The sequence below is a fragment of the Streptomyces sp. NBC_00435 genome, assembly GCF_036014235.1.
Classification (GTDB): domain Bacteria; phylum Actinomycetota; class Actinomycetes; order Streptomycetales; family Streptomycetaceae; genus Streptomyces.
Genome location: NZ_CP107924.1, coordinates 537604 through 560143, shown reverse-complemented (window position 1 = coordinate 560143; position 22540 = coordinate 537604). Strand labels below are relative to the sequence as shown.

The 22540-nt window shown below is 72.5% G+C and carries 20 protein-coding genes and 2 pseudogenes; 3 read left to right on the top strand and 19 right to left on the bottom strand.

Annotation, left to right across the window (positions count from 1 at the left end; genetic code table 11):
- Positions 1-8: 8 nt before the first annotated feature.
- From OG389_RS02550 to OG389_RS02530, 5 genes are all read right to left on the bottom strand, one after another.
- The gene (locus OG389_RS02550) at positions 9-1247 is read right to left on the bottom strand and encodes a cytochrome P450 (protein WP_328296794.1); all 1239 of its coding nucleotides are present in this window, start codon (positions 1245-1247) and stop codon (positions 9-11) included.
- Between the two features lie 24 nt (positions 1248-1271).
- Positions 1272-2666, bottom strand: a complete 1395-nt coding sequence (locus tag OG389_RS02545) for an NAD(P)/FAD-dependent oxidoreductase (protein ID WP_328296793.1) — start codon at positions 2664-2666, stop codon at positions 1272-1274.
- Entirely contained in the window at positions 2659-2907 is a 249-nt protein-coding gene (locus tag OG389_RS02540) for a ferredoxin (protein WP_328303466.1), read from the bottom strand. The genes OG389_RS02545 and OG389_RS02540 overlap by 8 nt, the downstream gene beginning before the upstream one ends.
- Positions 2908-3026: 119 nt before the next feature.
- A complete protein-coding gene (locus tag OG389_RS02535) occupies positions 3027-3671 on the bottom strand; it encodes a hypothetical protein (RefSeq protein ID WP_328296792.1) in 645 nt (214 codons plus the stop codon).
- A gap of 150 nt (positions 3672-3821) precedes the next feature.
- Positions 3822-4922: a polyprenyl synthetase family protein gene (locus OG389_RS02530; RefSeq protein ID WP_328296791.1), complete on the bottom strand. Its 1101-nt coding sequence runs from the start codon at positions 4920-4922 to the stop codon at positions 3822-3824.
- Positions 4923-5008: 86 nt separating this feature from the next.
- Here OG389_RS02530 and OG389_RS02525 point away from each other — a divergent pair, with 86 nt between their 5' ends.
- From OG389_RS02525 to OG389_RS02515, 3 genes are read left to right on the top strand one after another with little or no spacing between them, the layout of a single operon-like run.
- Positions 5009-5458: a hypothetical protein gene (locus OG389_RS02525; RefSeq protein ID WP_328296790.1), complete on the top strand. Its 450-nt coding sequence runs from the start codon at positions 5009-5011 to the stop codon at positions 5456-5458.
- A complete protein-coding gene (locus OG389_RS02520; RefSeq protein ID WP_328296789.1) occupies positions 5452-5685 on the top strand; it encodes a helix-turn-helix transcriptional regulator in 234 nt (77 codons plus the stop codon). Before OG389_RS02525 ends, OG389_RS02520 begins: the two co-directional genes overlap by 7 nt.
- On the top strand, positions 5682-6653 hold the full coding sequence (locus OG389_RS02515) for an NAD(P)-dependent alcohol dehydrogenase (protein WP_328296788.1): 972 nt from the start codon (positions 5682-5684) through the stop codon (positions 6651-6653). Before OG389_RS02520 ends, OG389_RS02515 begins: the two co-directional genes overlap by 4 nt.
- Here OG389_RS02515 and OG389_RS02510 read toward each other — a convergent pair.
- From OG389_RS02510 to OG389_RS02445, 14 genes and pseudogenes are all read right to left on the bottom strand, one after another.
- Positions 6650-7606, bottom strand: coding sequence for an IS481 family transposase (locus tag OG389_RS02510; protein WP_328296787.1), 957 nt, complete (start codon positions 7604-7606; stop codon positions 6650-6652). The genes OG389_RS02515 and OG389_RS02510 overlap by 4 nt on opposite strands.
- Before the next feature lie 148 nt (positions 7607-7754).
- A pseudogene (locus tag OG389_RS02505) lies at positions 7755-8531 on the bottom strand (VanW family protein); the annotation flags it as partial.
- A 318-nt stretch (positions 8532-8849) separates the two neighbouring features.
- Positions 8850-10133 carry an MFS transporter gene (locus OG389_RS02500; RefSeq protein ID WP_328296786.1) on the bottom strand — a complete coding sequence of 428 codons (1284 nt, stop codon included), beginning with the start codon at positions 10131-10133 and terminating at the stop codon, positions 8850-8852.
- A complete protein-coding gene (locus OG389_RS02495) occupies positions 10130-11503 on the bottom strand; it encodes a GH1 family beta-glucosidase (RefSeq protein WP_328296785.1) in 1374 nt (457 codons plus the stop codon). Before OG389_RS02495 ends, OG389_RS02500 begins: the two co-directional genes overlap by 4 nt.
- A 124-nt stretch (positions 11504-11627) precedes the next feature.
- Positions 11628-12302 (bottom strand): DUF1996 domain-containing protein, encoded by a 675-nt coding sequence (locus OG389_RS02490; protein WP_328296784.1) that lies wholly within the window; start codon positions 12300-12302, stop codon positions 11628-11630.
- Positions 12303-12345: 43 nt separating this feature from the next.
- Positions 12346-13173 carry a PaaX family transcriptional regulator gene (locus tag OG389_RS02485; protein ID WP_328296783.1) on the bottom strand — a complete coding sequence of 276 codons (828 nt, stop codon included), beginning with the start codon at positions 13171-13173 and terminating at the stop codon, positions 12346-12348.
- 92 nt (positions 13174-13265) lie between these two features.
- Complete coding sequence (locus tag OG389_RS02480; protein ID WP_328303464.1) at positions 13266-13970, bottom strand: maleate cis-trans isomerase family protein; 705 nt, start codon at positions 13968-13970, stop codon at positions 13266-13268.
- Positions 13971-14081: 111 nt separating this feature from the next.
- Entirely contained in the window at positions 14082-14990 is a 909-nt protein-coding gene (locus OG389_RS02475) for a fumarylacetoacetate hydrolase family protein (RefSeq protein WP_328296782.1), read from the bottom strand.
- Between the two features lie 51 nt (positions 14991-15041).
- The gene (locus tag OG389_RS02470; protein ID WP_328296781.1) at positions 15042-16154 is read right to left on the bottom strand and encodes a cupin domain-containing protein; all 1113 of its coding nucleotides are present in this window, start codon (positions 16152-16154) and stop codon (positions 15042-15044) included.
- Positions 16151-17254, bottom strand: a complete 1104-nt coding sequence (locus OG389_RS02465) for a carbon-nitrogen hydrolase family protein (RefSeq protein WP_328296780.1) — start codon at positions 17252-17254, stop codon at positions 16151-16153. Before OG389_RS02465 ends, OG389_RS02470 begins: the two co-directional genes overlap by 4 nt.
- Positions 17255-17268: 14 nt before the next feature.
- A complete protein-coding gene (locus tag OG389_RS02460) occupies positions 17269-19560 on the bottom strand; it encodes an oxidoreductase (RefSeq protein WP_328296779.1) in 2292 nt (763 codons plus the stop codon).
- Complete coding sequence (locus tag OG389_RS02455) at positions 19551-20135, bottom strand: acyl-CoA thioesterase (protein WP_443059410.1); 585 nt, start codon at positions 20133-20135, stop codon at positions 19551-19553. Before OG389_RS02455 ends, OG389_RS02460 begins: the two co-directional genes overlap by 10 nt.
- A 24-nt stretch (positions 20136-20159) precedes the next feature.
- A pseudogene (locus tag OG389_RS02450) lies at positions 20160-21785 on the bottom strand (AMP-binding protein); the annotation flags it as partial.
- A gap of 150 nt (positions 21786-21935) precedes the next feature.
- The gene (locus OG389_RS02445; RefSeq protein ID WP_328296778.1) at positions 21936-22460 is read right to left on the bottom strand and encodes an ATP-binding protein; all 525 of its coding nucleotides are present in this window, start codon (positions 22458-22460) and stop codon (positions 21936-21938) included.
- Positions 22461-22540 lie beyond the last annotated feature (80 nt).

Below are 22540 nucleotides of genomic sequence, written 5' to 3'. Positions count from 1 at the left end.
GCCGCGGGTCAGGGGCGGATCCCGTCGCAGGCGATCCGCAGGTGCCGGGGCCCGCGCAGGACGGCGTTCTGCCGGTAGGGCGGCGGGTCCTCCAGCAGCCGCGGGTTCTCCAGCCGCCGGGCCAGCTCGCTCAGCGCCAGCTGCGCCTCCAGCCGGGCCAGCGGCGCGCCGAAGCAGCTGTGGATGCCGCTGCCCAGGCCCAGGTGCTGGACGTCCTTGCGGTGCGGGTCGAACCGGTCCGGGTTCTCGAAGCGGTTCGGGTCCCGGTTGCCGGAGGCCAGGATCAGCCACATCGAGGAGCCCTTGGGGATCGTGATCCCGCGGACCTCGATGTCCACGAGCGGGGTGCGCTGCGGAAGCAGCTGCACCGGCGGCTCGAACCGCAGCAGTTCCTCCACCAGGGGCACGGCCAGCCCGGGCTCCCGGCGCAACTGCTGCAGCACGTCCGGGTTGCGCAGCAGCGTCAGCATCCCGTTGGTGATCAGGTTGACCGTGGTCTCGTGGCCGGCGATCAGCAGCAGGGCCGCCGTGCTGAGCAGCTCCATCGTGGACATGGAGTCGTCCGGGCCGTGCCCCACGGCCAGCTGGGAGAGCATGTCCTCGCCGGGGTCCTTGCGCCGCTCCTCGATCAGCCCGGCCAGGTACATGCCCAGCTCCATCCGGGAGTCGTGGGTCTTGCGCTGCCGTTCGGCGGGATCGGAGTCCGGATCGGGGTCCAGGCTCGCGGCGAGGGTGTCGGCCCAGACGTGGAAGCGGGCCTCGTCCTCCCGGGGTACGCCCAGCAGCTGGCAGATCATCGTCACCGGGAACGGGTACGCGAACTGGTCGACCAGGTCGATCCGTTCGGTGTCCCCGAGGTTGTCGATGAGACCGGTGACGATGTCCTTCAGGCCGCCCCGCATCCCGTCGACGCGGTACGGGGAGTGCGGCGGGCCGAAGGGCCGGTTGGTCATCCGGCGCAGCCGGTCGTGCTCCGGCGGGTCCAGCTTCAGGAAGCTCGGCGGCAGCGCGGTGGCCTCCTCCTGCTCGCCCCCGGCCAGCGGGTCCCCGGCGGTGGCGGCCAGGTTGCGGGAGTCGGAGCTGAGCCGCGGATCGTGCAGCAGGCTCTGGATGTCGAAGTAGGTGCTGATGACGTACGGTCCGGTCCCGTCGTGGAAGACGGGGGTCCTGCGCAGCTCCTCGTACAGCGGGTACGGGTTCGCGCGGTTGGCGTAGTCCAGGATCTGACTCAGGATGCCGTGGCTCATTGCGGGTCCTCCGGGGCGTGCGGGTCAGTGCCCGGCGGGGGTGAAGGTGGCGATCCGGCGGTCGGCCGGCGAGTACCCGCTGAGGGTGATGGTCGGGCCGTGCGTGGGCACCGAGGGGTCGGGGAAGTCTGCCGGGATCGGCCGCTGCCCGTCGGCGCGGCGGTCCACCGTGGTGAACGGGGGAGGGAAGGGCGCGGTGCACTCGATCTGCCGCTCGTAGAACTGCAGCCAGCGCGCATTGTCGAAGGTGACGGCCCCGATGATCCGGCCCTGGTAGCCGTAGACCCCGGTGAACCGGCGCTCGGCACGTGAGCCTTGAGTGATCATGATCTCCGTGCCCATGGAGGGCACGCCCACGGATTTGATGTTCACGCCGAACTGGGAGGACCAGAACGCCGGTACCCACAGGTGCGGTCGGCGGTCGGTGCTCTCGCTCAGCATGTTGTGGGCGGCGGTCTCGGCCTGCGCCACGGCGTTGCCCCAGTGCTCCAGGGACAGGAACTGGTAGCCGAACAGGGCGTGCGGGGAGCGGGCCACGTCGCCCGCCACGTAGATGTCGTCGGTGACGATGCCGCGCAGGTCGAAGGCCCGGCAGCCCGCGTCGCAGGCGATGCCGCGCGGACCCGCCCCGAGCCCGGAGCCGGTCAGCCACTCGGTGTTGCGCTGGGCGCCGAGGGAGACGACCACGACGTCGCACTCCAGCGTGGTGCCGTCGGAGAGGTGCGCGGCGCGTACCCGTCCGCTGGAGTCGCCCTCCAGGCCGGTCACCATGATTCCGGTCCGCAGGTCCACGCCGTTCTCCCGGTGGAGTTCGGCGGCGACGGCCCCGATCACCCCGCCCAGGGCGCCGACCAGCGGTGCGTCGCCGCGTTCGGCGACGGTGACGTCCACGCCGCGCTCCCGGCACGCCGAGGCGATCTCGGAGCCGGTGAACCCGGCGCCGATGACCAGCACCCGGCGCGGTCCGGCGGCCAGTGCGCGGGCCAGTCCCGCGCCGTCCTCGCGGGTGCGCAGCGTGAAGACCCCGGCGAGCTCGCCCTCGGCCTCGTTCGGCCAGGGCCGGGCCCGCACCCCGGTGGCGATCAGCAGCCGGTCGTAGGGGACCTCGTCGCCGTCGGCGAGCTTGACCGTACGCGCCGCCATGTCGAGCCCGATCGCGGCCACTCCCAGCCGCCACTCGGCCTCGATGTCGCGCCGCCGGGGGAGCAGGGTGTGCTCGGCGTCGGCCTTGCCCAGCAGCACCTGCTTGGACAGCGGCGGGCGGTCGTACGGCTCGTGGGGTTCGTCGCCGATCAGGGTCAGCGTGCCGGCGAAGCCCTTCTCACGCATGACCTCGGCGGCTCGCAGCCCGGCGAGCGAGGCGCCGACGACCACGATCCGGCCGGAGCGTTTGAGCTGGTCCAGAGCGGAGTCAGCCATCGGAGGCCTCCCCGGAGGAGGTGGCCGCGGCCGGCGCGGTGGCGGCCAGGTCCAGTTCGTCCACGAGGATCGCCTGCACGGGGCAGGCGGCGACGGCCTGGGCCACGCGCTCGCGCTGGGCCGCCTCCGCCTGCGGGTCGTACAGCAGCCCTTCGTCCCCGTGCATCGCGAAGACGTCGGGGGCGAGGAAGGCGCACTGCGCGTATCCCTGGCACCGGTTGAGATCGACGACGAGCCTCAGCAAGGTGTGTCCTTTCGGTGTCCCCCTGGGCTTCCCGGACCAGCCTGCGCGCGGCGCTCGCGCGGAGCCCGTCCAGTACCGCCATTGGAGTGGAGTCCCGGTCGTGGGCGCGGGGGCCCTCAGGGGCCCGGCGGGGGGCGCCGCCGCCCCGTCCGCAGGATGTACAGGCTCAGAACCAGGGCCCAGGCCGGAAAGACCAGTTCGGACCAGGGCACGGAGGAGCCGACCACCAGCAGGACGAGGCCGGCGAGGTAACCGGCCAGGGTCAGCGGGCGCGGGAAGATCCCGAGTCTTCGGCCGATGGTCGAGGTCGCGAAGGCGAACACGGCGGCCATCCGCATCCCGTACGTGGTGAGCAGGGTGTATGCGAAGTGGCGGCCGAACTCCTGGGGCTGGTCGGCGTCCAGCACCGTACCGGCGGCCGCGGCGGCGCCGAAGAGGCTGGCGACGAAGATCAGGCCGCTGCCGAGGAAGACGGTGGAGACGAACCGGTCCTCGGCGTCCCCGGAGTGCTCCCGCAGTGCGCCCATGAACCACAGGAAGGCGATGCCGGCGAAGGGGACGAGCTCCAGCGCCGTGGTCACCGCGTCGCGCTGCCCCGCGGTGACCTCGACCCGGTCCGCGCCGCCCCCTTCCGGCAGGGCGATCCGGGCGAGCACGATCGCCGCCGCCATGAGGGCGGCGAAGAGGATCCCCGCCAGTCCCGCCGCCCGGGGGGTGCTCAGAACCTGTCCCGGGGAGGGCCCCGGTGCTGCTGGTGTCATTCGTCCAGCAAGCCGGGGGTGCGGGCGTGGTGCCAGTGGAGCCGCGCGCCCGGGTGACGGCGGGGCCCCGGACGACGGCGGGGCCCCGGACGACGGCGGGGCCCCCGGACGGCGGGGCCCCGGACGGCGGGGGCCGCGCGCGGCGCGGGTTCAGGCGGCCCCGTGCGTACGGTCCAGCTGGCCGGCGCTCCACAACGGCAGGATCCGGAAGAACTCCACCGCTTCCGCCCGCCAGTACGGGGCCCAGGAGGCGGCCTCGGCGGCGGCCGCCCCGGCGTACCGGCGGATCTCCGTGCGCAGCCACTGCTCGGCCCCGCCCGCACGGGCGATCTCCCGGATCCGGGCGATGGTGTCGTCCGTGCAGTGCGGATCGCCGAGGGCGGACTCCACCAGGGCCGCGTCCGCCGCGCCCGCACGGTCCAGGACCGCGTTGACGGCGTACGTGCGGCGCCCGGAGCGGATGTCGGCCCCGGTGGACTTGCCCACCTCGGCGGATTCCCCGAACAGGTCCAGGAAGTCGTCGCGCATCTGCTCGCCGATCCCCACCAGGCGGGCGTACCGGTGCAGCCGCTCCCGGTGGGGCGCGGGATCCTCGCCCGCGGCGAGCAGGCCCATGGTCAGCGGCGCCAGGATGGAGTACCGCGCGCTCTTGAAGTCGGTGACGGCGTGCAGGAACTCCTCGTCGGGCGTCCCGAGGGAGTCCCGCTCCAGGTCCGCGATCTGCCCGGCCACGGTCTCGGCGGCCGTGCGTATCTGGACGGACAGCAGCGCCTGGCGGAGCTCGGGGCGCACGTCGGCCTCCAGCAGCACCTGCATCGACAGGAACGCGGCGAGATCGCCGGCCAGTACGGCGAGACCGAGGGCGGCCGGGAGGTCCCCGGGCAGCTCCTCGCGGTAGGCGTAGTAGGTCGACGGCCCGCCGCGGCGCAGGGGCGCGTCGTCGATGATGTCGTCGTGGACGAGCCCGTGCGTCTGCAGCAGCTCGAGGCTCAGCCCGGCCTCCACCAGCCCCGCCGGCTCCTCGGTGGTCACCAGCCGGGCCGCCTCGTACAGCAGGACGACCCGCAGCCGCTTCCCGCCGCGCATCGACAGCTCCCGCAGCAGCTCCAGGGCGCGCGGGGCGAAGCGGCTCGGCAGCGGCAGGTCCAGCCGGTCCCCGAGGGTGTCGAAGTACTGCGTGAAGCGGGCGTCGAACCGGCTCCGGTGTCCGGAGATCCGTTCCAGGGTGAGCGCGATGGCCGTGTCGTTCATGAAGATCAGTATGAAGGATCCAATGTAAGGAATCATTGACATCAGGTACGGATCTTTTTACATTCTCCATGTCAAAGTTGTTTTACATGGGAGCTGGTGCGGTCGTGGCCTTCGAAGAGAAGCGCGCGTGGATCATGGGGGTGGTCGCGATCGCCGGGTACGCGGTCTACCTGGCCCTCGTACTGGGCCGGGCCGCCGACGGGGTCCCACTCGTGGAAACCCCGTACATCGCGACGCTGCTCTGGACGGTCGGGGGCGCCGTCGCGGTCTCGGTCCTCCTGAACATCGCGGTGGCGGCGGCCGCACCGGGCGAGGCCGGCGTCAAGGACCAGCGGGACAAGGAGATCGGCCGCCTCGGCGAGCACACCGGGCAGTCCTTCCTGGTCATCGGCGCCGTTGCGGCGCTGATCCTGTCCATGGCCGGGGCGGACCGCTTCTGGATCTCCAATGCGATCTACCTGGGCTTCGTGCTCTCGGCGGTGCTCGCCTCCGTCGTGAAGCTCGCCGCCTACCGCTGGGGGTTCCAGTCGTGGTGAAGCCCACCGGGATCACGAACCGGATCAGGGTCCTGCGCTTCGAGCGCGGTGAGATGACCCAGGCGGAGCTCGCGGAGCGCGTCGGCGTGACCCGCCAGACCGTCATCGCCATCGAGAAGGGGCGCTACTCGCCCTCGCTGGAGACGGCGTTCCGGATCGCCCAGGTCCTCGCGGTGCCACTCGAGCAGGTGTTCCAGTACACGGACGAGGAAGGGGCGACGCCGTGAAGGCGATCGTGCAGGACAGGTACGGCTCCAGTGACGTGCTGGAGCTGAGGGACATCGCGACACCGGAGCCGGGCCGGGGCGAGGTGCTGATGGCCGTCCGGGGCGCCGCCGTGGACGCGGGGGTCTGGCACCTGATGAGCGGCAGGCCCTACCTGCTGCGGCTCATGGGGTACGGACTGCGCGCCCCCAGGGTCCCGGTACGTGGCCGAGAGGTCTCGGGGCGGGTCGAGGCGGTCGGCGAGGGGGTGAGCGCGTTCCGCGCGGGGGACGAGGTGTTCGGGATCTGCGAGGGCTCCTTCGCCGAGTACGCGACCGCCCGTGCGGACAAGCTCGCGCACAAGCCCGCCGGCCTGCCCCTGGAGGCGGCGGCGGCGCTCCCCATCTCCGGGCTCACCGCGCTCCAGGCCCTGCGCGACGCGGGGCGCGTGCGGCCCGGACAGCGGGTCCTGGTCATCGGAGCCGCGGGCGGGGTGGGCACCCTCGCGGTGCAGCTGGCCAAGGCCTTCGGCGCGCACGTCACCGGGGTGTGCAGCACCGCGAAGACGGAGCTGGTGCGCGGGCTCGGCGCGGACGAGGTCATCGACTACACCCGCGAGGAGTTCGCCGACGGCACACGCCACTACGACCTGGTCCTCGACACCGCGGGCAACCGCTCCCTGTCCCACCTCAGGCGCGCGCTGACCCCGCGCGGAACGCTCGTGATCATCGGCGGCGAGGGGGGCGGCCGCTGGCTGGGCGGCATGGAGCGGATCCTGCGCGCCGCGCTGCTGAACCCCTTCGTGCGCCACGGCCTCAAGGGCTTCATGGCCGTCGAGCGTCAGGCCGACCTGGAGGTCCTCGGCCGGCACGTCGAGGACGGGACCCTGTCCCCGGCGGTCCATTACACCTGCCCGCTGGCCGAGGCCGCGGAGGCCGTCGACCGCCAGCACCGGGGCGAGGCGCGCGGAAAGATCCTGATCACGCCTTAGGTGTATTGACTCGCAGGGTTGTTTACGCGGCTGATGGGTGGGTGTCCGCCCAGTGCGGTGTGGCTGCGGTGGTGGTTGTAGGTGTGGAGGAAGTCTGCCAGGGCCGCTGTCCGCTCGTCGTTGGAGGTGTAGGGCCGCGGGTAGGCCCACTCTTCGAGGAGGGTGCGGTTGAAGCGTTCGACCTTGCCGTTGGTCTGGGGCCGGTAGGCGCGGGTGAGTTTGCCGCTCGCGCCTAGTTCGGCCAGGGCGTTCTTCCAGGCGAGGCCCTTGCGGTAGGCCCAGGCGTTGTCCGTCAGGACCCGCTCGATCCGGGTGATGCCCTGGTGGTGGAAGAACGCTGCCGCGCGGGTCAGGAAGCCCGCGCAGGTCGCGGCCTTCTCGTCGGGGTGGATCTCGCTGTAGGCGAGGCGGGAGTGGTCGTCGACGGCGGAGTGGACGTAGTCGAAACCCATCCGGCTGCGGGTGGCCCGGCCGGCCCGGCGGCCCAGAATCCTGTGGCCGCCACCGTCGGGGATCCGGCCGAGCTTCTTGACGTCGATGTGGATGAGTTCGCCGGGGCGGTCGCGTTCGTAGCGGCGGATCACGGTGCCGGTGGGGCGGTCGATCCAGGCGAGGCGGTGCAGGTTGTGGCGGGTCAGGATGCGGTGGACGGTCGAGGCCGGCAGGCCCAGGACCGGCCCGATCCGGGCGGGGCCCAGCTTGCGGGCCCGCCGCAGCTCACAGACTCTCGCCTCGACCTCGGTCGAGGTCCGGTGCGGTGTCGTGCGAGGCCGGCTGGAGCGGTTATGGAGTCCGGCCTCGCCTTCGGCCCGCCACCGGCGCATCCACTTGTGGGCCGTGGCCCGCGATATGCCCATCTCGGCCGCGACGTGCGCGACGGGTCGACCCGAGCGGACACGTTCGACCAGCAGGCGCCTACCGAAGACGGTCAGCCGAGCATTACGGTGGGACACGAAGACCTCCGTGCGGTGAGTTCCTAGACAGCTCCCACCACACCGGAGGTCTTCACCATGTTCAAGACCTGCCGAGTGTCAACAACGCTCGTGATCAATACACTTAGGGCCTGTCGGCAAACTCCCGTCTGCCGCATGACGGCTGGACCTAGGCGGGCGGTGCCCAGCCGGCCGAGGTGGACGCGGTGGGCGCCGGGGACGTGGACGGCGCCGCGGGTGCGGCCGGCGTTCCGGGGGCGTCCGAGGTGGTGGGGCCGGGGGTGGCCGTGGGGGATTCCGGGACGCAGGTGATCTGGTCGCGCGGGGTGTAGTGGGTGCGGAACGTCTCGCGGCGGACCTCCTGGCCGCCCCGGACGAAGATGCGGTCGACGGAGACGTCGAACCCTTCGAGCGGGGTCTGGGCCTCACAGGTGGGGCCAGCGATCGTGCGCTCGGAGGGCGGGGTGATGTGGGTGCGCGGGCCCTTGGTCGCGAGTATCTCGTCGTACCGCTTCGTGCCGAGGAGGGTGACGGTCACCGAGGTGTCGGTGGACGCGGCCCTGATGGTGACCGGGTGCCCGGAGTCGTTCTGCCAGCGCAGGTCCAGGGTGCCCCAGGCGACGGTGGCCTCGCGGCCCTCGGGGTACCGCTCGATGTAGAACGAGTGGGCCCCGTGCTCCAGCGGCTTCAGGCCCGCGAAGAACATGGCGTTGTACATGGTCGTCGCGACCGCCGAGACACCGCCGCCGGGCGATTTCACGTAGCGGCCGTCGTTGATCATGATGCCGTCGACGAAGCCGTTCTCCTCGGTCCGCTCGCCCACCGCCTGGTTGAAGCTCCAGGTCTCGCCGGGCTGGACGACGGCGCCGTTGATCAGCTCCACGGCGCGCGCGATGTTGTGGGTGCGGTAGGGGGCGGTCGGGAAGGCGACGGTGAAGGAGGAGAGCGTCTTCTCACCCACGACGGCCCCGGTGCCCGCCCCGGTGCCGGACCCGGTGCCGGCCCCGGAGGTCGTTCCGGACGTGGCCGTGCGGTCGCCCGCGGGCCGGCCCTCGGCGGCCGCGGCGCCTGCCGAGAGGCCGCCGAGGCCGAGTACGACAGCCGTGCCCGCAGATATCAGGGCGATCCGGGTGGTGGCCGTACGGCCCTGGGCGCGTCGCATGTCTCTCCCTGTCGCTCTGGAATCCCGTCCGTACAAGCTTGGGCCAAATGCGACGGAAACGGGCAAAAATGTGCCGGTTCTCACGGAACGGAGAAAGCCGGCCTACGGCACCGAGCGGATCCGGCGGACCAGCACCGATCCCGCGAGGGCCAGGGCGCCCGCGAGGGCGTACAGGGCCGTGTACCCGCCGAGGTGGGTCACGACCGGGGCCGCGATCACCGGGGCCAGCACCTGGGGCATCGCGTTGGCGATGTTGATGACGCCCAGGTCCCTGCCCCGGTCCTCCGCGGTCGGCAGCACGTCCGTGAGCAGGGCGAAGTCCACCGCCGTGTACACGCCGAAGCCGAGGCCGAGGACCAGCGAGGCGACGATCGCGCCGGTCCAGGTCTGCCAGACGGCGAGCAGCAGCGTGGCCGCGGCGATGACCAGCCCCGACCGGATGACGTAGGACTTCCGGCGGCCACTGCGGTCCGAGCGGATCCCGCTGATCACCACCGTGGAGAGCAGGGTGAGTGCGTTGAGTGCCGTGAGCACCAGCACCCCGGTGTCCGCGTCGCCCTCGTAGTGCACGGCGTCGGTGAGGTAGTAGAGCAGGTACATGGTGCTGATGGAGTAGGAGAGGTTCATGAGGAACCGGGTGAGCCAGGCCCAGCCGAAGTCCGGATGGCGCCTCGGGTCGATCCAGAACCCGGTAAGGAAGGTCCGCCACCGGAAGGTCGGCCGGTCGGCGGGGGCGAGTACCGAGTCGCGCCGCATCAGCACGTACGGCACCGCCGCGAGCACCGAGAAGGCCGCGCAGGCCAGGTAGCCGGCGGTGATCCCGCCCGCGACCGTGGCCAGCGCCGTGCCGACCAGGATGCCGACGACCTGGGAGACGCCGAGCCAGCCGCCGACCAGGCCGCGCTGCCGGGGCGGGACCTGGTCGGGGACCGCCGCGGTGAGCGCGGCGAAGGCCGCGTTCAGGGCCAGCTGGACCAGGCACCAGCCCGCGATCACGACCGTGACGCCCTGCGCGAGGGCCAGGACGACCAGGCCGGCGGCCCCGCCGGCCACCCCGGCGACCACCCAGGGGATACGCCGGCCCGCGCGCGCCGTCGTACGGTCGGACAGGGCTCCGAAGACGGGGTTGGCGACCATCGAGACGGCCGCCCCCAGCCCGGTCACCACGGCGAGGGTGGACGCCTTGTGGTCGGGGGTGAGGTGCTCGGCCTGTCGGGCCAGGATCAGTTGCAGCGGGCCGAACCAGCCCACCCAGACCCCGAGGTTGGCCAGGGACAGCGCGCTCACCCAGCGGCCGCCGGGCGGCGTACTGCCCCCGGCGCCCCCGGTGCACCCGGTGCCCCCCGAGCCCTCGGCGCTCTCCGCGGCCTTCGGTCCGGCGGTCATCTGCCGCTCCTGATCAGGTCGCGGTACCAGGCGTAGGACTCCTTCGGCGTCCGCGCCAGCGTCTCGTAGTCGACGTGGACGAGGCCGAACCGCTGCCGGTAACCCTCCGCCCACTCGAAGTTGTCGAGGATCGACCAGATGAAGTAGCCGCGCACGTCGGCCCCTTCGGCCATCGCCCGGTGCAGGGCGCGCACGTGGCCCTCGTGGTAGGCGATCCGGCGCGCGTCCTCGATCCGGCCCGTGCCCGGGTCCGGCCCGTCACCGTACGAGCAGCCGTTCTCGGTGATGTACAACGGCGGCAGCCGGTCGCCGTAGCGCTCGCGCAGGGTGGCGAGCAGTTCGCGCAGTCCGTCCGGAACCACCGGCCAGTCGAAGTCGGTGCGTGCGTACCCCTCGATCTGCCGGATGGCGAAGGGCAGGCCGGAGGGGATCTCGATGCCGCCGAATTCTGAGGTGCCGGCCGGCGTCGGAGCGCCGACGAGCATCGGGTTGTAGTAGTTGACCCCGTACCAGTCCAGCGGGGCCGATATCGCCTTCAGGTCCTCCGTCACCGGGCCGGGCAGGAGGGCCTCGAGCCCGTCCGGGTAGGTGCCGGTCAGGATCGGGTCGGCGAAGAGGCGGTTGGTGAGCGTGTCGTACAACTCGGCGGCGGCACGGTCCTCCTCGCCCTCGCCCTCGCCCGCCGCCCAGATCGGGCTGTGCGAGGCGGCTATGCCGATCTGGCGGGCACCCGCGGCGCGCAGGGCCTGTACGCCCAGCCCGTGGGCCAGGAGCTGGTGGTGGGCGGCGGGCAGGGCGTCGAAGACGAGCTGCCTGCCGGGGGCGTGCTCACCGAGGCCGTAGCCGAGGAGGGTGACCTCGGCGGGCTCGTTGATGGTGATCCACATGGGCACGCGGTCGGCGAGGCGCTCCGCGACCACCGAGGCGTACGCCGCGAACCCCTCGGCGGTGTCGCGCTCCAGCCAGCCGCCCCGCTCCTCCAGGGCGAGCGGGGTGTCCCAGTGGAAGAGGGTGGGCACCGGAGCGATCCCCGCGCCGCACAGCTCGTCGACGAGCCGGTCGTAGAAGTCCAGCCCCGCCCGGTTCACGGACCCGCGTCCCTCGGGCAGGACACGGGACCAGGACACCGAGAACCGGTAGGCGTCCACGCCGAGGCCGCCCATCAGCGCCACGTCCTCGCGGTAGCGGCGGTAGTGGTCGGTGGCCACCTCCGCGTGCGAACCGTCCTTGACGCGCCCCCGCTCCCTGGTGAAGGCGTCCCAGGAGGAGGGGCCCCGGCCGTCGGCCGTGAGCGAGCCCTCGATCTGGAAGGCGGAGGCGGAGACCCCCCAGAGGAAACCGGCCGGGAACCGGGGTACGGGCGCTGTCATGCGGACTCGCTTCGATCGGGGCGCGCGGATCCCCGGCACGGGTGCGGGGGCGTGCTGCCGGGCGTGCTGTTCACGGCACTTTCAGGTCCCCGGACCCGCCCTGTCAATGGAAAGTGAACAATTCTCAACTTTTCCCGGAGTCCACCGCCTTCACCCCGTAGAGCCTGTCGAGCCCGTCGAGCAGGGCCAGTTGCACGGACCCGGCCTTCTCCATCGCGGTGGCGAGCCCTCGAGCCTCCCCGGCACCGCCCGAGGCGCGTTCGCCCGCGCGGAGCAGCAGGGACTGGCGCAGGCGGGCGCGCAAGGAGGAGAAGAGGAGCCCGTCGAACTCCGCCACCGGGTACGCGCCGGAGCACTTGCCGTCCACGGTGGTGTACGGCACGTGCGACTTGTGGTCGGGGCTGTCGAGGTGCTTGCCGTCCCAGCAGGCGGGGAAGGCCAGCTGGTACACGAGCTTGGCGGTCGGCGCGGACACCGGCCAGTTGCCGTCGGCGCTGCGGCCGGTCTCCCCGCCCTGGCCCGCGCAGAGGAACTGGTTGACCGAGCCGGCCGGAGTGGGCACCTGCGCCTTGGCGTTGCCCGCGATCGTCCGGAACCCCTGCGGGAAGGGCACCGTCGCCGTGGGGTCGGGCAGCCGGGACCCGCTGTACACGATCATGCCCTCGGGTTCGACGGCCCTGCCGTGCTCGGACAGGGTCGGGATCCAGTAACTGGACAGCTCCTTGGCGGGGGGTGCAACTCGTCCCGGTGTGGGACAGCGGGTACTCCGTCGTAGTGAACTCGGGGGGCCGGTGGTCATGCCGAACGAGCTCGCGATCCGCGAGTCGTCCTGACCGGACGGCCTACGCCGGAGCGGTCACGCTCCGCACATGGCGCAGGCCCGGTCCGGCGAGCACCTCGTGCAGCTGCTGGAAGACCTGCCGGGCGCCCACCGCGTTCCAGTCCGCCGGGAGCAGTTCGGCGGGCAGGCCCGGGTCGAGGTAGGGCAGCCGGCGCCACTCGGTGAGCATCGGCACGTAGTGACGGAAGGCGTCGGCGGGGTCCGGGGCGCCGCCCTGTCCCACGAGCCGGGCGGCGACCGGCGCGTAAGCCGCGGTGAAGGCCGCGTACTGGGCCTGGATCGCGGGGAAGTCCCACCAGGAGCTCACCGCCCCGGGCAGATCGCTGAACGCGGCGTAGTCGGCCGCCGCGAACAGGTGGACGTACTCGCTCAGCCCGAGCCGCACCAGCATGTCGCGGGCGTCCTCCAGGAGCCGGCCCGGCGCCAGCCACACGCCGGGGGCGATGTTGCCGAAGCCGAGCCAGGTCAGCCGGGTGCGCAGCTGGTAGCGGTGGGAGCGCTCGGACTCCGGCACGGAGAAGACCGCCAGGGCCCAGCCGTCCGCGAGGTCCGCGGGTTCGAGGCTGGCGAAGATCCGCCGGTCGCCCGCGTCGAAGACGGGGTGGACGGCGGGGCTGAGCCGGTAGCCGGTGGCGCCGCGGCGCTCCGGCTCCAGGACGCCCTTCTTCTTGAGCCGGGACATCGCGGAGCGGACGGCCTGGCTCTCCACCCCGAGCTCCGACATGAGGGTGATCAGGTCGGCAATGGAGATCCAGCCGCCGTCTCCGCGCAGGAACGCCCCGTAGACCGTGCTGATCAACGAGCTGGGCCTGAGGGGGCTGTCCGACATGATCACCTTCCGTTGTGTGCGGAGGTGATCCTATCCAGCCGGGGTCGCTGCCCGGCAGCCGCCCACGGCCCCAGGGGCGGCGCCCAGGACCTCTACGCGTAGGCGCCCGAGAGGAGATGCCCGGCCCCGGGCGCCACGGCCGGCAGGTCGAGGGCGCGGAGCATCTGGTGCGCGGTGCAGACCGCCGCGGAGACGACCGGCTTGCCGAGCAGTTGCTCGGCCTCCTCGATGGCTCCGAGCGAGGGCATCTGCACGCACGCGGAGAGCACCACCGCGTCGGCGTCGGCGTAGTCCAGGGCGCGGGCCAGGCCGGGCAGCCTGGCCGGGTCGTGGGCGGCGACGTCGAGGTTGTTCGGGATCTCCAGGGCCTGGTGGTCGAGGACCTCGATGCCCTCGTGGGTGAGGTAGTCCACGACTGTCTGGGTGAGGGGACGCATGTAGGGGGCCAGCAGCACCACCTTTCGGGCACCCATGGTGTGCAGCCCGTGCACCAGGGCCCCGGCGCTGGTGACCACCGGGGCCGGTGCCCCGTTCTCGGCGGTGCGCGTGTGCAGACGCTCCTGGGAGGTGCGGTGGTAGCCGAGGCCCATGCTCATGATGGCCACCAGGCAGGCGTAGCCGAGTACGTCGACCCGCGCGTCGGAGAGTTCCACGGCGCAGCGGTCGGAGTCGGCGTCCATGGCCCTGAGCTGCTCGGGCGTCACGTGGGTCATCCGCATCCGGCTGGAGTGGAAGGTGAAGCGTTCCGGTGCGACGGTGTGCCGGGCGCGCAGGATGGCCGGCACCTCGGTCTCCATCGTGACGTTCGAGCTCGGCACGATCTGGCCGATGCGGTAGGTGCGGGCGGGGTCGTGCGGCACAACTGCCTCCTGGTGGTTCGGGTGGATCACGCGGCCGGGGGCGGCGGGTCAGCGTGCGTCGACGACGGGGTTGGAGAGGGTGCCGATGAGCTCGACGGTGGCCTCCACGGTGTCGCCCGGCACGAGGAACTCGGGCGGGACCATGCCCGCACCGACGCCCGAGGGGGAACCGGTGGCGATGACGTCGCCGGGCTCCAGGGTCACGCCGGAGCTGATGTCGGCGATGAGCCGGGCTATGGGGAACAGCATGTGGCGGGTGTTGGACTTCTGCTTGGTGACGCCGTTGACGCGCAGTTCGAGATCCAGGGCCATCGGGTCCGGGACCTCGTCGGCCGTGACCACGGCGGGACCGAAGGGGGCGTAGGAGTCCTGGCCCTTGGAGAAGAACCACTGGCCCGAGCGGCGCTGGTCGCGGGCGCTGATGTCGTTGACGATGCTGTAGCCGAAGATGTGGTCGTACGCCTCCTCCTCGGTCACCCGGAAGGCCGTGCGTCCGATGACGACGGCGAGTTCGCACTCCCAGTCGAGCTGGGCGGTGAGATCGCCGTTGTGCAGGATCGGCTGCCCGGGACCCGTGACGGCGGTGGCGGGCTTGCTGAACAGCACCGGGCGCGGCGGCAGTTCCTTGTCGGTGTCCAGGCTCCGGCTGGACTCCGCGACGTGCTCCACGTAGTTCAGCCCGACTCCGATGACCTTGCCCGGGCGCAGCGGGGCGTGCAGGGTGACGTCCTCGAGCCGGTGGACGGACCCGGCGGGCCGGTCGGTGGGGTCGCCGGCCAGCAGGCGGGCGGCGGTCTCACGGGCGGCCCCGCCCGCTCGGACGAACGAGAGCAGGTCGCCGGGCAGTTCGGCGCCCGCGTGCCGGGCGAGGGCCGCGAGGTCGTGCACCAGGTCGTCCACCTGGGCGCCCAGGCGGTCGGCGGGGCCGGTGGCGGGTGTGTACGTGACGAGTCGCATCGGTGGCTCCTTGAAGGCTTGCAGGATGGAGGGGAGGAGGTGTGCGCCCGGTCAGGAGACCGGCTGGTGCCCGCCGTTGTCCGGGTAGGCCTCTTCGCGGTGGAACCCGAGGGAGCGCATGACGGGGAAGTCGTTGAAGGAGAACAGGCAGGCGTCCTCGGACGGGTCGCGGTTGTGGTGCTCGTGCCAGGCCCAGGAGGGGACGCAGAAGATGTCTCCCTGCTTCCACTCGAAGCGCTGCCCGGCGATCACCGAGAAGCCGGAGCCCTTGGCGACGGTGTAGATCACCGATCCCGTGTGGCGGTGTGCCAGCGTCGCCTGGCCGGGGCGCAGCAGCTGCATGTGGGCGCTCATGGTGGGCATGACGGAGCCGCCCGTGAGGGGGTTGGTGTACTCGGCGATCACACCGTCGTACGGGGAACCCTCCGAGGCCTTGGCCAGGTTGCGCAGGGCTTCGTAGGTCGGCTCCCACGGGAAGGCGAGCAGTGGCGAATAGGGGCGCGTCCACTTCTCCATGCCGTACGGCAGCAGGTTGCCGCCGTAGCTGAGGACGGAGGAGTTGATCACCTTGCCGGGGGTCTGGTACAGCTCGGGGTGGACCTCGTAGAAGCCCGCGTCCAGGGCGTTGACCAGGGGGATGTCGAGGCCGTCCTGCCAGATCACCGGGGCGTGGGACCCGTCGTTGCCGTGCTCGTGCCAGGTGCCGTTCGGGGTGATGGCGAAGTCGCGGGGGCCGACCTTCAGCTTCTGGCCGTCGACGATCGTCCAGGCCCCGGTGCCCTCGTGCACGAACCGCAGCGCGGCCGCCTGGTGGCGGTGGGCGGTCATGGCCTCGCCGGGGCCCATGATCTGGAGTCCCGTGTAGAGGAGTCCGGCGGCGGCGCTGACGTCCCTGCGGCCGGGGTTGACGAGCATGACGACGCGGCGGCCCGCGTCGTCGGCCCTGACGAGGCCGAGGGCCTTGTGGACCAGAGGGCGCAGTTCCTCGTAACGCCACAGCACCGGATCGGACTTGGGCTGCGGGTACCAGGGCTCGATGTCATTGGCCACGGTCCACAGCGCGCCGGCCTCGAGGGCTTCGAGCTCGGCGTAGTAGGCGGTGAGTTCGGGGGTGTCGAGGACCCTTGCGCGGCCGAGCGCGGTGTCGTCCTGTTCGATGGTCATGCGTCCTCCTCGGGAGCGGTGGCGAGCGGTCCGGACAGGGGTCCGTCCAGCGGGCCGGACAGAGGTGCGGTGAAGGTGATGGGTCGGCGGGGCCGGTTGTCGACTTCGAGGCGGAAGACGTCGAAGCGGTTGTAGTGGCCGGTGATGTCGTGCATCTGCTTGGGCCGGATGCACCGGGCCAGGTCGATCTCGGCGTAGACGATGCCCTCCACGTCGACGAGCGGCTCCGTCACCGGGCGCCCGTCCGGACCGAAGACGCCGGACAGGGCGCTGCGCGGGCGGGCGAACAGCGCCCGGACCTCCTCGTCGTCCCCGGCGACGGCGTCGACGATCTCCGGGGAGACGGTGGAGCAGGCGACGACGGAGAAGACCTTGCCCTCGAAGCTGTGGGCGGCGGTCCGCACGGCGATGGCGTCGGCCATGTCGTAGTCGGCCGGCGCCACGGGCAGGGCGATGTAGCACGAGGCGTGGACGAGTTCGCCCTGGGCCAGCAGGGTGAAGCGTGCCAGGGTGTTGGTGTTCTCCCCGCAGGCGAGGGCGCCGAGCGGGCCGACGGGGGTGCGGTGGACGCGCAGCGAGCTGCCGTCGCCGCCGGTCCACGTCAGCTTCTCGGCCCAGGTGGGCACCAACTTGCGGTGCACACCGAGCAGTTCGCCCTCGGTGCCGATCGTGAGCAGGGTGTTGTAGAGCACCCCGAGGCTGTGCGGAGCCCGTTCGTTGATGCCGATGACGAGGACGATCCCGTACTGTCGGGCCGCCGCGCGCAGGGCGTGGACGTGCGGGCCGTCGAGATCGACGGAGGCGCGCTGCAGCCGCTCGAACCAGGGCGAGCCCTGGACCGGGTTCATCGTCCAGTTCCAGTACGGGTAGCCGGGGACGAACGCCTCGGGGAAGACGATGAGCCGGGCCCCGTTCCCGGCGGCTTCGGCGATCAGGGAGACGGCCTTGTCCACCGTGGCGTCGGGGTCGAGGTAGACGGGAGCCGCCTGTACGGCGGCAGCCGTGAAGCGGGGCAGGTCCTGCTGGGACTGGGGCCAGGGCTGGGCCGGGGGTTGGGGCTGGGGCTGGGCCGGGGGTTGGGCCTGGGGTTGGGGGTCCATGGGATCTCCGCGGTTCAGTGGGCCGGCGCGGTCACGCGCGGCAGCCAGCGCTGGTGCACCGGTGCGGCGGGCCGCCGCAGCAGTTCGAGGCGGGGTGGCACCCGGTCGGTTCGGGCGGCGGGCGGCCGGCCGGAGCCGGCCTGCCAGGACCGGGCCCAGGGCGCCGCGGGCCCGCGGTAGCCCTGGGCGGCCGCCGCGTGCAGGGTCCACAGGGGGTCGTGGAGCTGGGCCCGCCCCACGGCGCACAGGTCGGCCCGGCCCGCCAGGATCACCGAGTTGACGTCGTCGTACGAGGAGATCGCGCCGACCGCGACGGTCGGGACCCCGGTGGCGTTGCGGATGAGGTCCGCGTAGGGCGTCTGATAACTGCGCCCGAAGAGGGGCCGCTCGTGGGACACCACTTCGCCCGTGGAGACGTCGATCGCATCGGCGCCCCCGGCGGCCAGCGCGCGGGCGATCTCCACGACGTCGGCCTCCTCCAGGCCGCCCTCCGCCCAGTCAGTGGCGGAGATCCGGACCAGGAGCGCCTTTCCGGCCGGCCACACCGCCCGCACCGCGCCCAGCACTTCGAGGGGGAAGCGCAGCTGCCCGGCCACCGCGCCGCCGTACGCGTCGGTGCGCCGGTTGGTCAGGGGGGACAGGAACCCCGAGAGCAAGTGGCCGTGCCCGTACTGCAGTTCCAGTACGTCGAAGCCGGCCCGGTCGGCGCGTTCGGCGGCGCGCACGAAGTCCCGCACGACCAGGTCCATATCGGCCCGGGTCGCCTCGCGGGGGACCGGACTGCGCCCGTCCCAGGGCAGCGGCGAGGCGGCCAGCAGGGGTCCGGCGGCCGCCCGGCGCCCCGCGTGGGTGAGCTGGATGCCGAGGCAGGTGTCCGACTGCGCGTGCACGAAGCCGGCGATGCGCCGCCAGGCGGCCTCCTGTTCGTCGGTCCACAGGCCGGGACAGCCCGCGTCGGTCCGGCCGCGGGCACTGACCGCCGTCATGCCGGCGATGACCAGGGCCGAGCCGCCGAGGGCCTGGGTGCCCAGGTGGACCAGGTCGAAGTCGCCCGGGACCCCGTCGACGGCCGTGGACAGGGCCATGGGCGGCACCACGACCCGGTTGCGCAGGAGCAGGCCGCCGAGTCGGAAGGGCTGGAACATCGGTGGCACCGGAGCCGAGGCGTTGACGGCGGCGGTGAACTCCTCGTCGCGGGCGCGCAGCCCGTCGTAGGTGACCCGGCGGCTGCGGGTCAGCAGGTTGAAGGCGAACTGCGTCGGGTCCTGGCCCGTGTACCGGTCGATGTTCTCGAACCATTCGAGGCTGGCCTGGGCCGCGCGCTGGGTGGACTCCACCACAGGCCTGCGCTCGTCCTCGTACGCGGCCAGCGCGCTCGGCACGTCGGGGTGCTCGTGCAGGCACGCGGCCAGGGCGAGTGCGTCCTCCATGGCGAGCTTGGTGCCGGAGCCGATGGAGAAGTGCGCGGTGTGCGCGGCGTCCCCGAGCAGCACGGTGTTGCCGTGGCGCCAGGTGCGGTTGCGCACCGTCGTGAAGCGGAGCCACTTGGAGTTGTTGGGGATGAGCCGGTGCCCGTCCAGATGGCCGGCGAGGAGCTCCTCGCAGCGCCGGATGGACTCCTCGTCGCTGGTGCCGGGCGGCAGTTCGCGGCCCGCGGGACCGGCGAAACCACCGCGCCGCCAGGATTCCTCGTCCATCTCGACGATGAAGGTCGAGCGGGTGCCGTCGTACGGGTACGCGTGCACCTGCAGGGTGCCGAAGTCCTGCTCGGCGACGATGAAGGTGAAGGCCTCGAAGACCTTGTCGGTGCCGAGCCACATGTAGCGGCCCGAACGCTCGTCCAGGTCGGCGCCGAAGGTGTCGGCGTAGGCGGCGCGGGTGGCCGAGCGCACCCCGTCGCAGGCGACCACCAGGTCGTACTCGGCGGCCAGTTGACCGGGAGGCGGGGCCTGGGTGCGGTAGCGGACGTCCACCTCCAGGGCGGCGCAGCGGTCCTGGAGGATGCCGAGCAGCCGGCGGCGACCGAGGGCGGCGAAGCCGTGGCCGCCGGAGGTGAGGGTCCGGCCGCGGTGGTGGACGTCGACGTCGCTCCAGCGGGCAAACTCCGAGGACATCGCGGCGTACACGGCGGGATCGGCCTGCGCGATGCCGTCCAGGGTCTCGTCGGAGAAGACCACCCCGAACCCGAAGGTGTCGTCCGGAGCGTTGCGCTCCCAGACGGTGATCTCCCAGTGCGGGGAGAGCTGCTTGGCCAGGGCGGCGAAGTACAGGCCGCCCGGCCCGCCTCCGATGACTGCTACGCGCACGGGGCGCCTCCTCGGTTGTTCTCGATCAGTTCGGGGGCCTGCGGGCCCGCCTTCATGAGGACTTCGCGGACCTCGGCGGGCCACGGGGTGGTGCCGGTGGCCCGGGCGGCGGAGTGGGCGATGACCATGCGGCCGCTCGCGGCCTCCGTGCCCGCCTCCCCGTGGACGGTGAAGGCGTAGTGGAGCGAACTGGCGCCGACCTTGGTGACGCGCAGTTCCGTCCGCACGGCCTCGCCGAACCAGAGCCGGGCCCGGTAGTCGGCCTCGAAGTGGACACGGGGCGTGCTGCCGAACAGGTGCGACAGCCCCAGGCGGCGCAGCAGCACGGCCTCGGCAGCCTCGACCCAGCGCACGACGGTGGAGTGGTGGTAGTGGCCCGCCGCGTCGGTGTCGGGCCACTCGACCCGGCGTTCGACCAGGACGCTGGGCAGGTGCGACGCCGCGGCCTCGGGCCAGCCGGCGACGCACCCCCCGTCGGCCGCCGGGTCCGCGGCCGGCACCGCGACGGCCGGGACCGCCGGGTCGGCCGCCGGCACCGCGACGGCCGGGACCCCCCGGGGTGCGGGCACGTGCAGGGTGGCCGACTCCCTTGCTCTGGCGCGAAGTTCACCGCGTCTGAGCTTGCCGGTCTCCGTTCGGGGGAGCGCGGCGACGAACTCCACGGCGCGCGGGTACTTGAACGGTGCGATGGCCGCTTTGACATGGCGCTGGAGCTCGCGGGCGGTCGCCTCCACGGCCGGGACTCCGGCGCGCAGGACCACGTACGCCTTCACGAGCATGCCGCGCCGCTCGTCGGGGACCCCGACGACCGCGCAGTCCACCACGTCGGGATGGCCGGCCAGGGCCTTCTCGACCTCGGGTCCGGCGATGTTGTAGCCCGAGGAGACGATCATGTCGTCGCTGCGGGCCACGTACCAGAAATAGCCGTCGGCATCGCGGATGTAGGTGTCACCGGTGATGTTCCAGCCGCCGCGGACGTACGTGGACTGGCGCGGGTCGTCGAGATAGCGGCAGCCGGTCGGGCCGGTCACGGCGAGCAGGCCGGGCTGCCCGTCGGGAACGGGCACGCCGTGCTCGTCGACCACGGCGGCCCGGTAGCCCGGCACGGGCCGGCCCGTGGAACCGGGCCGGATGTCCTCGTCGGCCGCGGAGATGAACACGTGCAGCATCTCGGTGGCGCCGATGCCGTCGATGATGCGCAGCCCCGTGGCGGCGTGGAACTCCTCCCACACGGCGGAGGGCAGGGGTTCCCCCGCCGATACGCAGCGGCGCAGACCGGCCAGCAGGCCGGCCGCGCCGTCGGCCATGATCGCGCGGTAGGCGGTGGGCGCGGTGAACAGCACGGTCACCCCGTGCGCGGCGACGAGGTCGGCCAGCTGCCGGGGTGTCGCCTGCTCGATGAGCAGGGTGGCGGCGCCGACGCGCAGGGGGAAGACCACCAGCCCGCCGAGGCCGAAGGTGAACGCGAGCGGCGGAGTGCCGGTGAACACGTCGTCGGGGCGGGGCCGCAGGACGTGCCGGGAGAACGTGTCGGCGTTGGCCAGTACGTCCCGGTGGAAGTGCAGGGTGGCCTTGGGCCGCCCGGTCGTACCGGAGGTGAAGGCGATCAGCGCGACATCGTCCGCGGCGGTCTCGACGCTGGCGAAGGCGCCGTCCTTGGCCGCACAGCGGCCGGTGAGGTCGTCCTCGCCCGGCCCGCCGTACGCGATCACGCGCAGCGGCCCGCCGTCCTGGCCGGCCGCCTCCGCGTGGTGGCCGGCGGCTTCGAGTTCTTCCAGGTAGCGGTGGTCGCAGAGGGCGACCGAGGGCCGGCTGATCCCGCACAGTTCGGCCAGCTCGGCGGCGCGCAGCAGCGGCACGGTGGTGACGGCCACGCAGCCGGCCTTGAGCACGCCGAACCAGGCGGCGACGAGCCAGGGGTTGTTCGGGCCGCGCAGCAGGACGCGGTTCCCGGGCCGCAGCCCCAGGTCCTCGGTGAGTACCTGGGCGACCTGGCCGGCGCGGCGCAGCAGGTCGCCGTACGTCCAGCTCTCGGTCGGGGTCAGCAGACAGGGGCGGTCGGGGCCCCAGCGCTCGACGGCGTCGTCGAGGAGGCTGTGGGCGCAGTTGAGCCGGTCCGGGTAGGCCAACTCCGGCAGGTCGAAGTGGAGTTCGGGCCAGAGGGAGAAGGGCGGGAGCCGGTCGCGGCAGAAGGAATCGGCGTGTGCCGAAGGGGAGAGCTCCATGGGGCGGCACCTCAATCAGGGAGCAGCGGGGGAGATGGGGCAAGTATCTCGATAATTTGGCGTACGTCAATTCTTCGAGATATTTCTCTGCGGCGACGGGTTCCGGAGCCCCTCCCCGGTGCGGTCCGGTGTGGCGTGCGGCGGCGCGCTTCAGGCGGCCGGGACGCGCACCCGGACGGACTTGCCGAACTCCACGGCCATAACGCTGAGTTGGCCGCCGATCTCGGCGGCCAACAGCTGCACGATCAGCAGGCCGCGCCCGCTCTCGGCGTCCGGGTCGGGCTCGGTGCGGGGGTGCGGCAGTCGGGGGAGCGGATTCGCGCCGTCGGTGACGTCCAGCTGGACCCATCCCCCTCGGAGGGACATTCCGACGCGCATGCGACGGGCGTCGGAGGTGTGCAGGACGACGTTGCCGACGAGCTCGCTGACGGCGAGCAGCAGGACTTCCGCGATCTCGGCCGTGATCCGCCAGCCGTCGAGGACGGCCCGGACGCGGGAGCGCATCAGGGGGACGGTCGCCGCGCCGGGATCGGCCGCCCAGCGGGCGAATCCGCGGACCTGGGGGGCGGCGCCGGTGACCCGCGGGGCGGGGTCGGTGACCTGGGGGGTCGGGGTGGCGGCCCGTGGGGCCGGGGCGGCGACCGGGCCGGCGGGGGGAGGGGCGGTGGTGAGCATGGCGTGCTCCCGGAGGGGAAGGCGACGAGACCGCGCTGTAGCTCGTGTAACCGCCGGGGAACTCGGACTGCCCGTGGTCT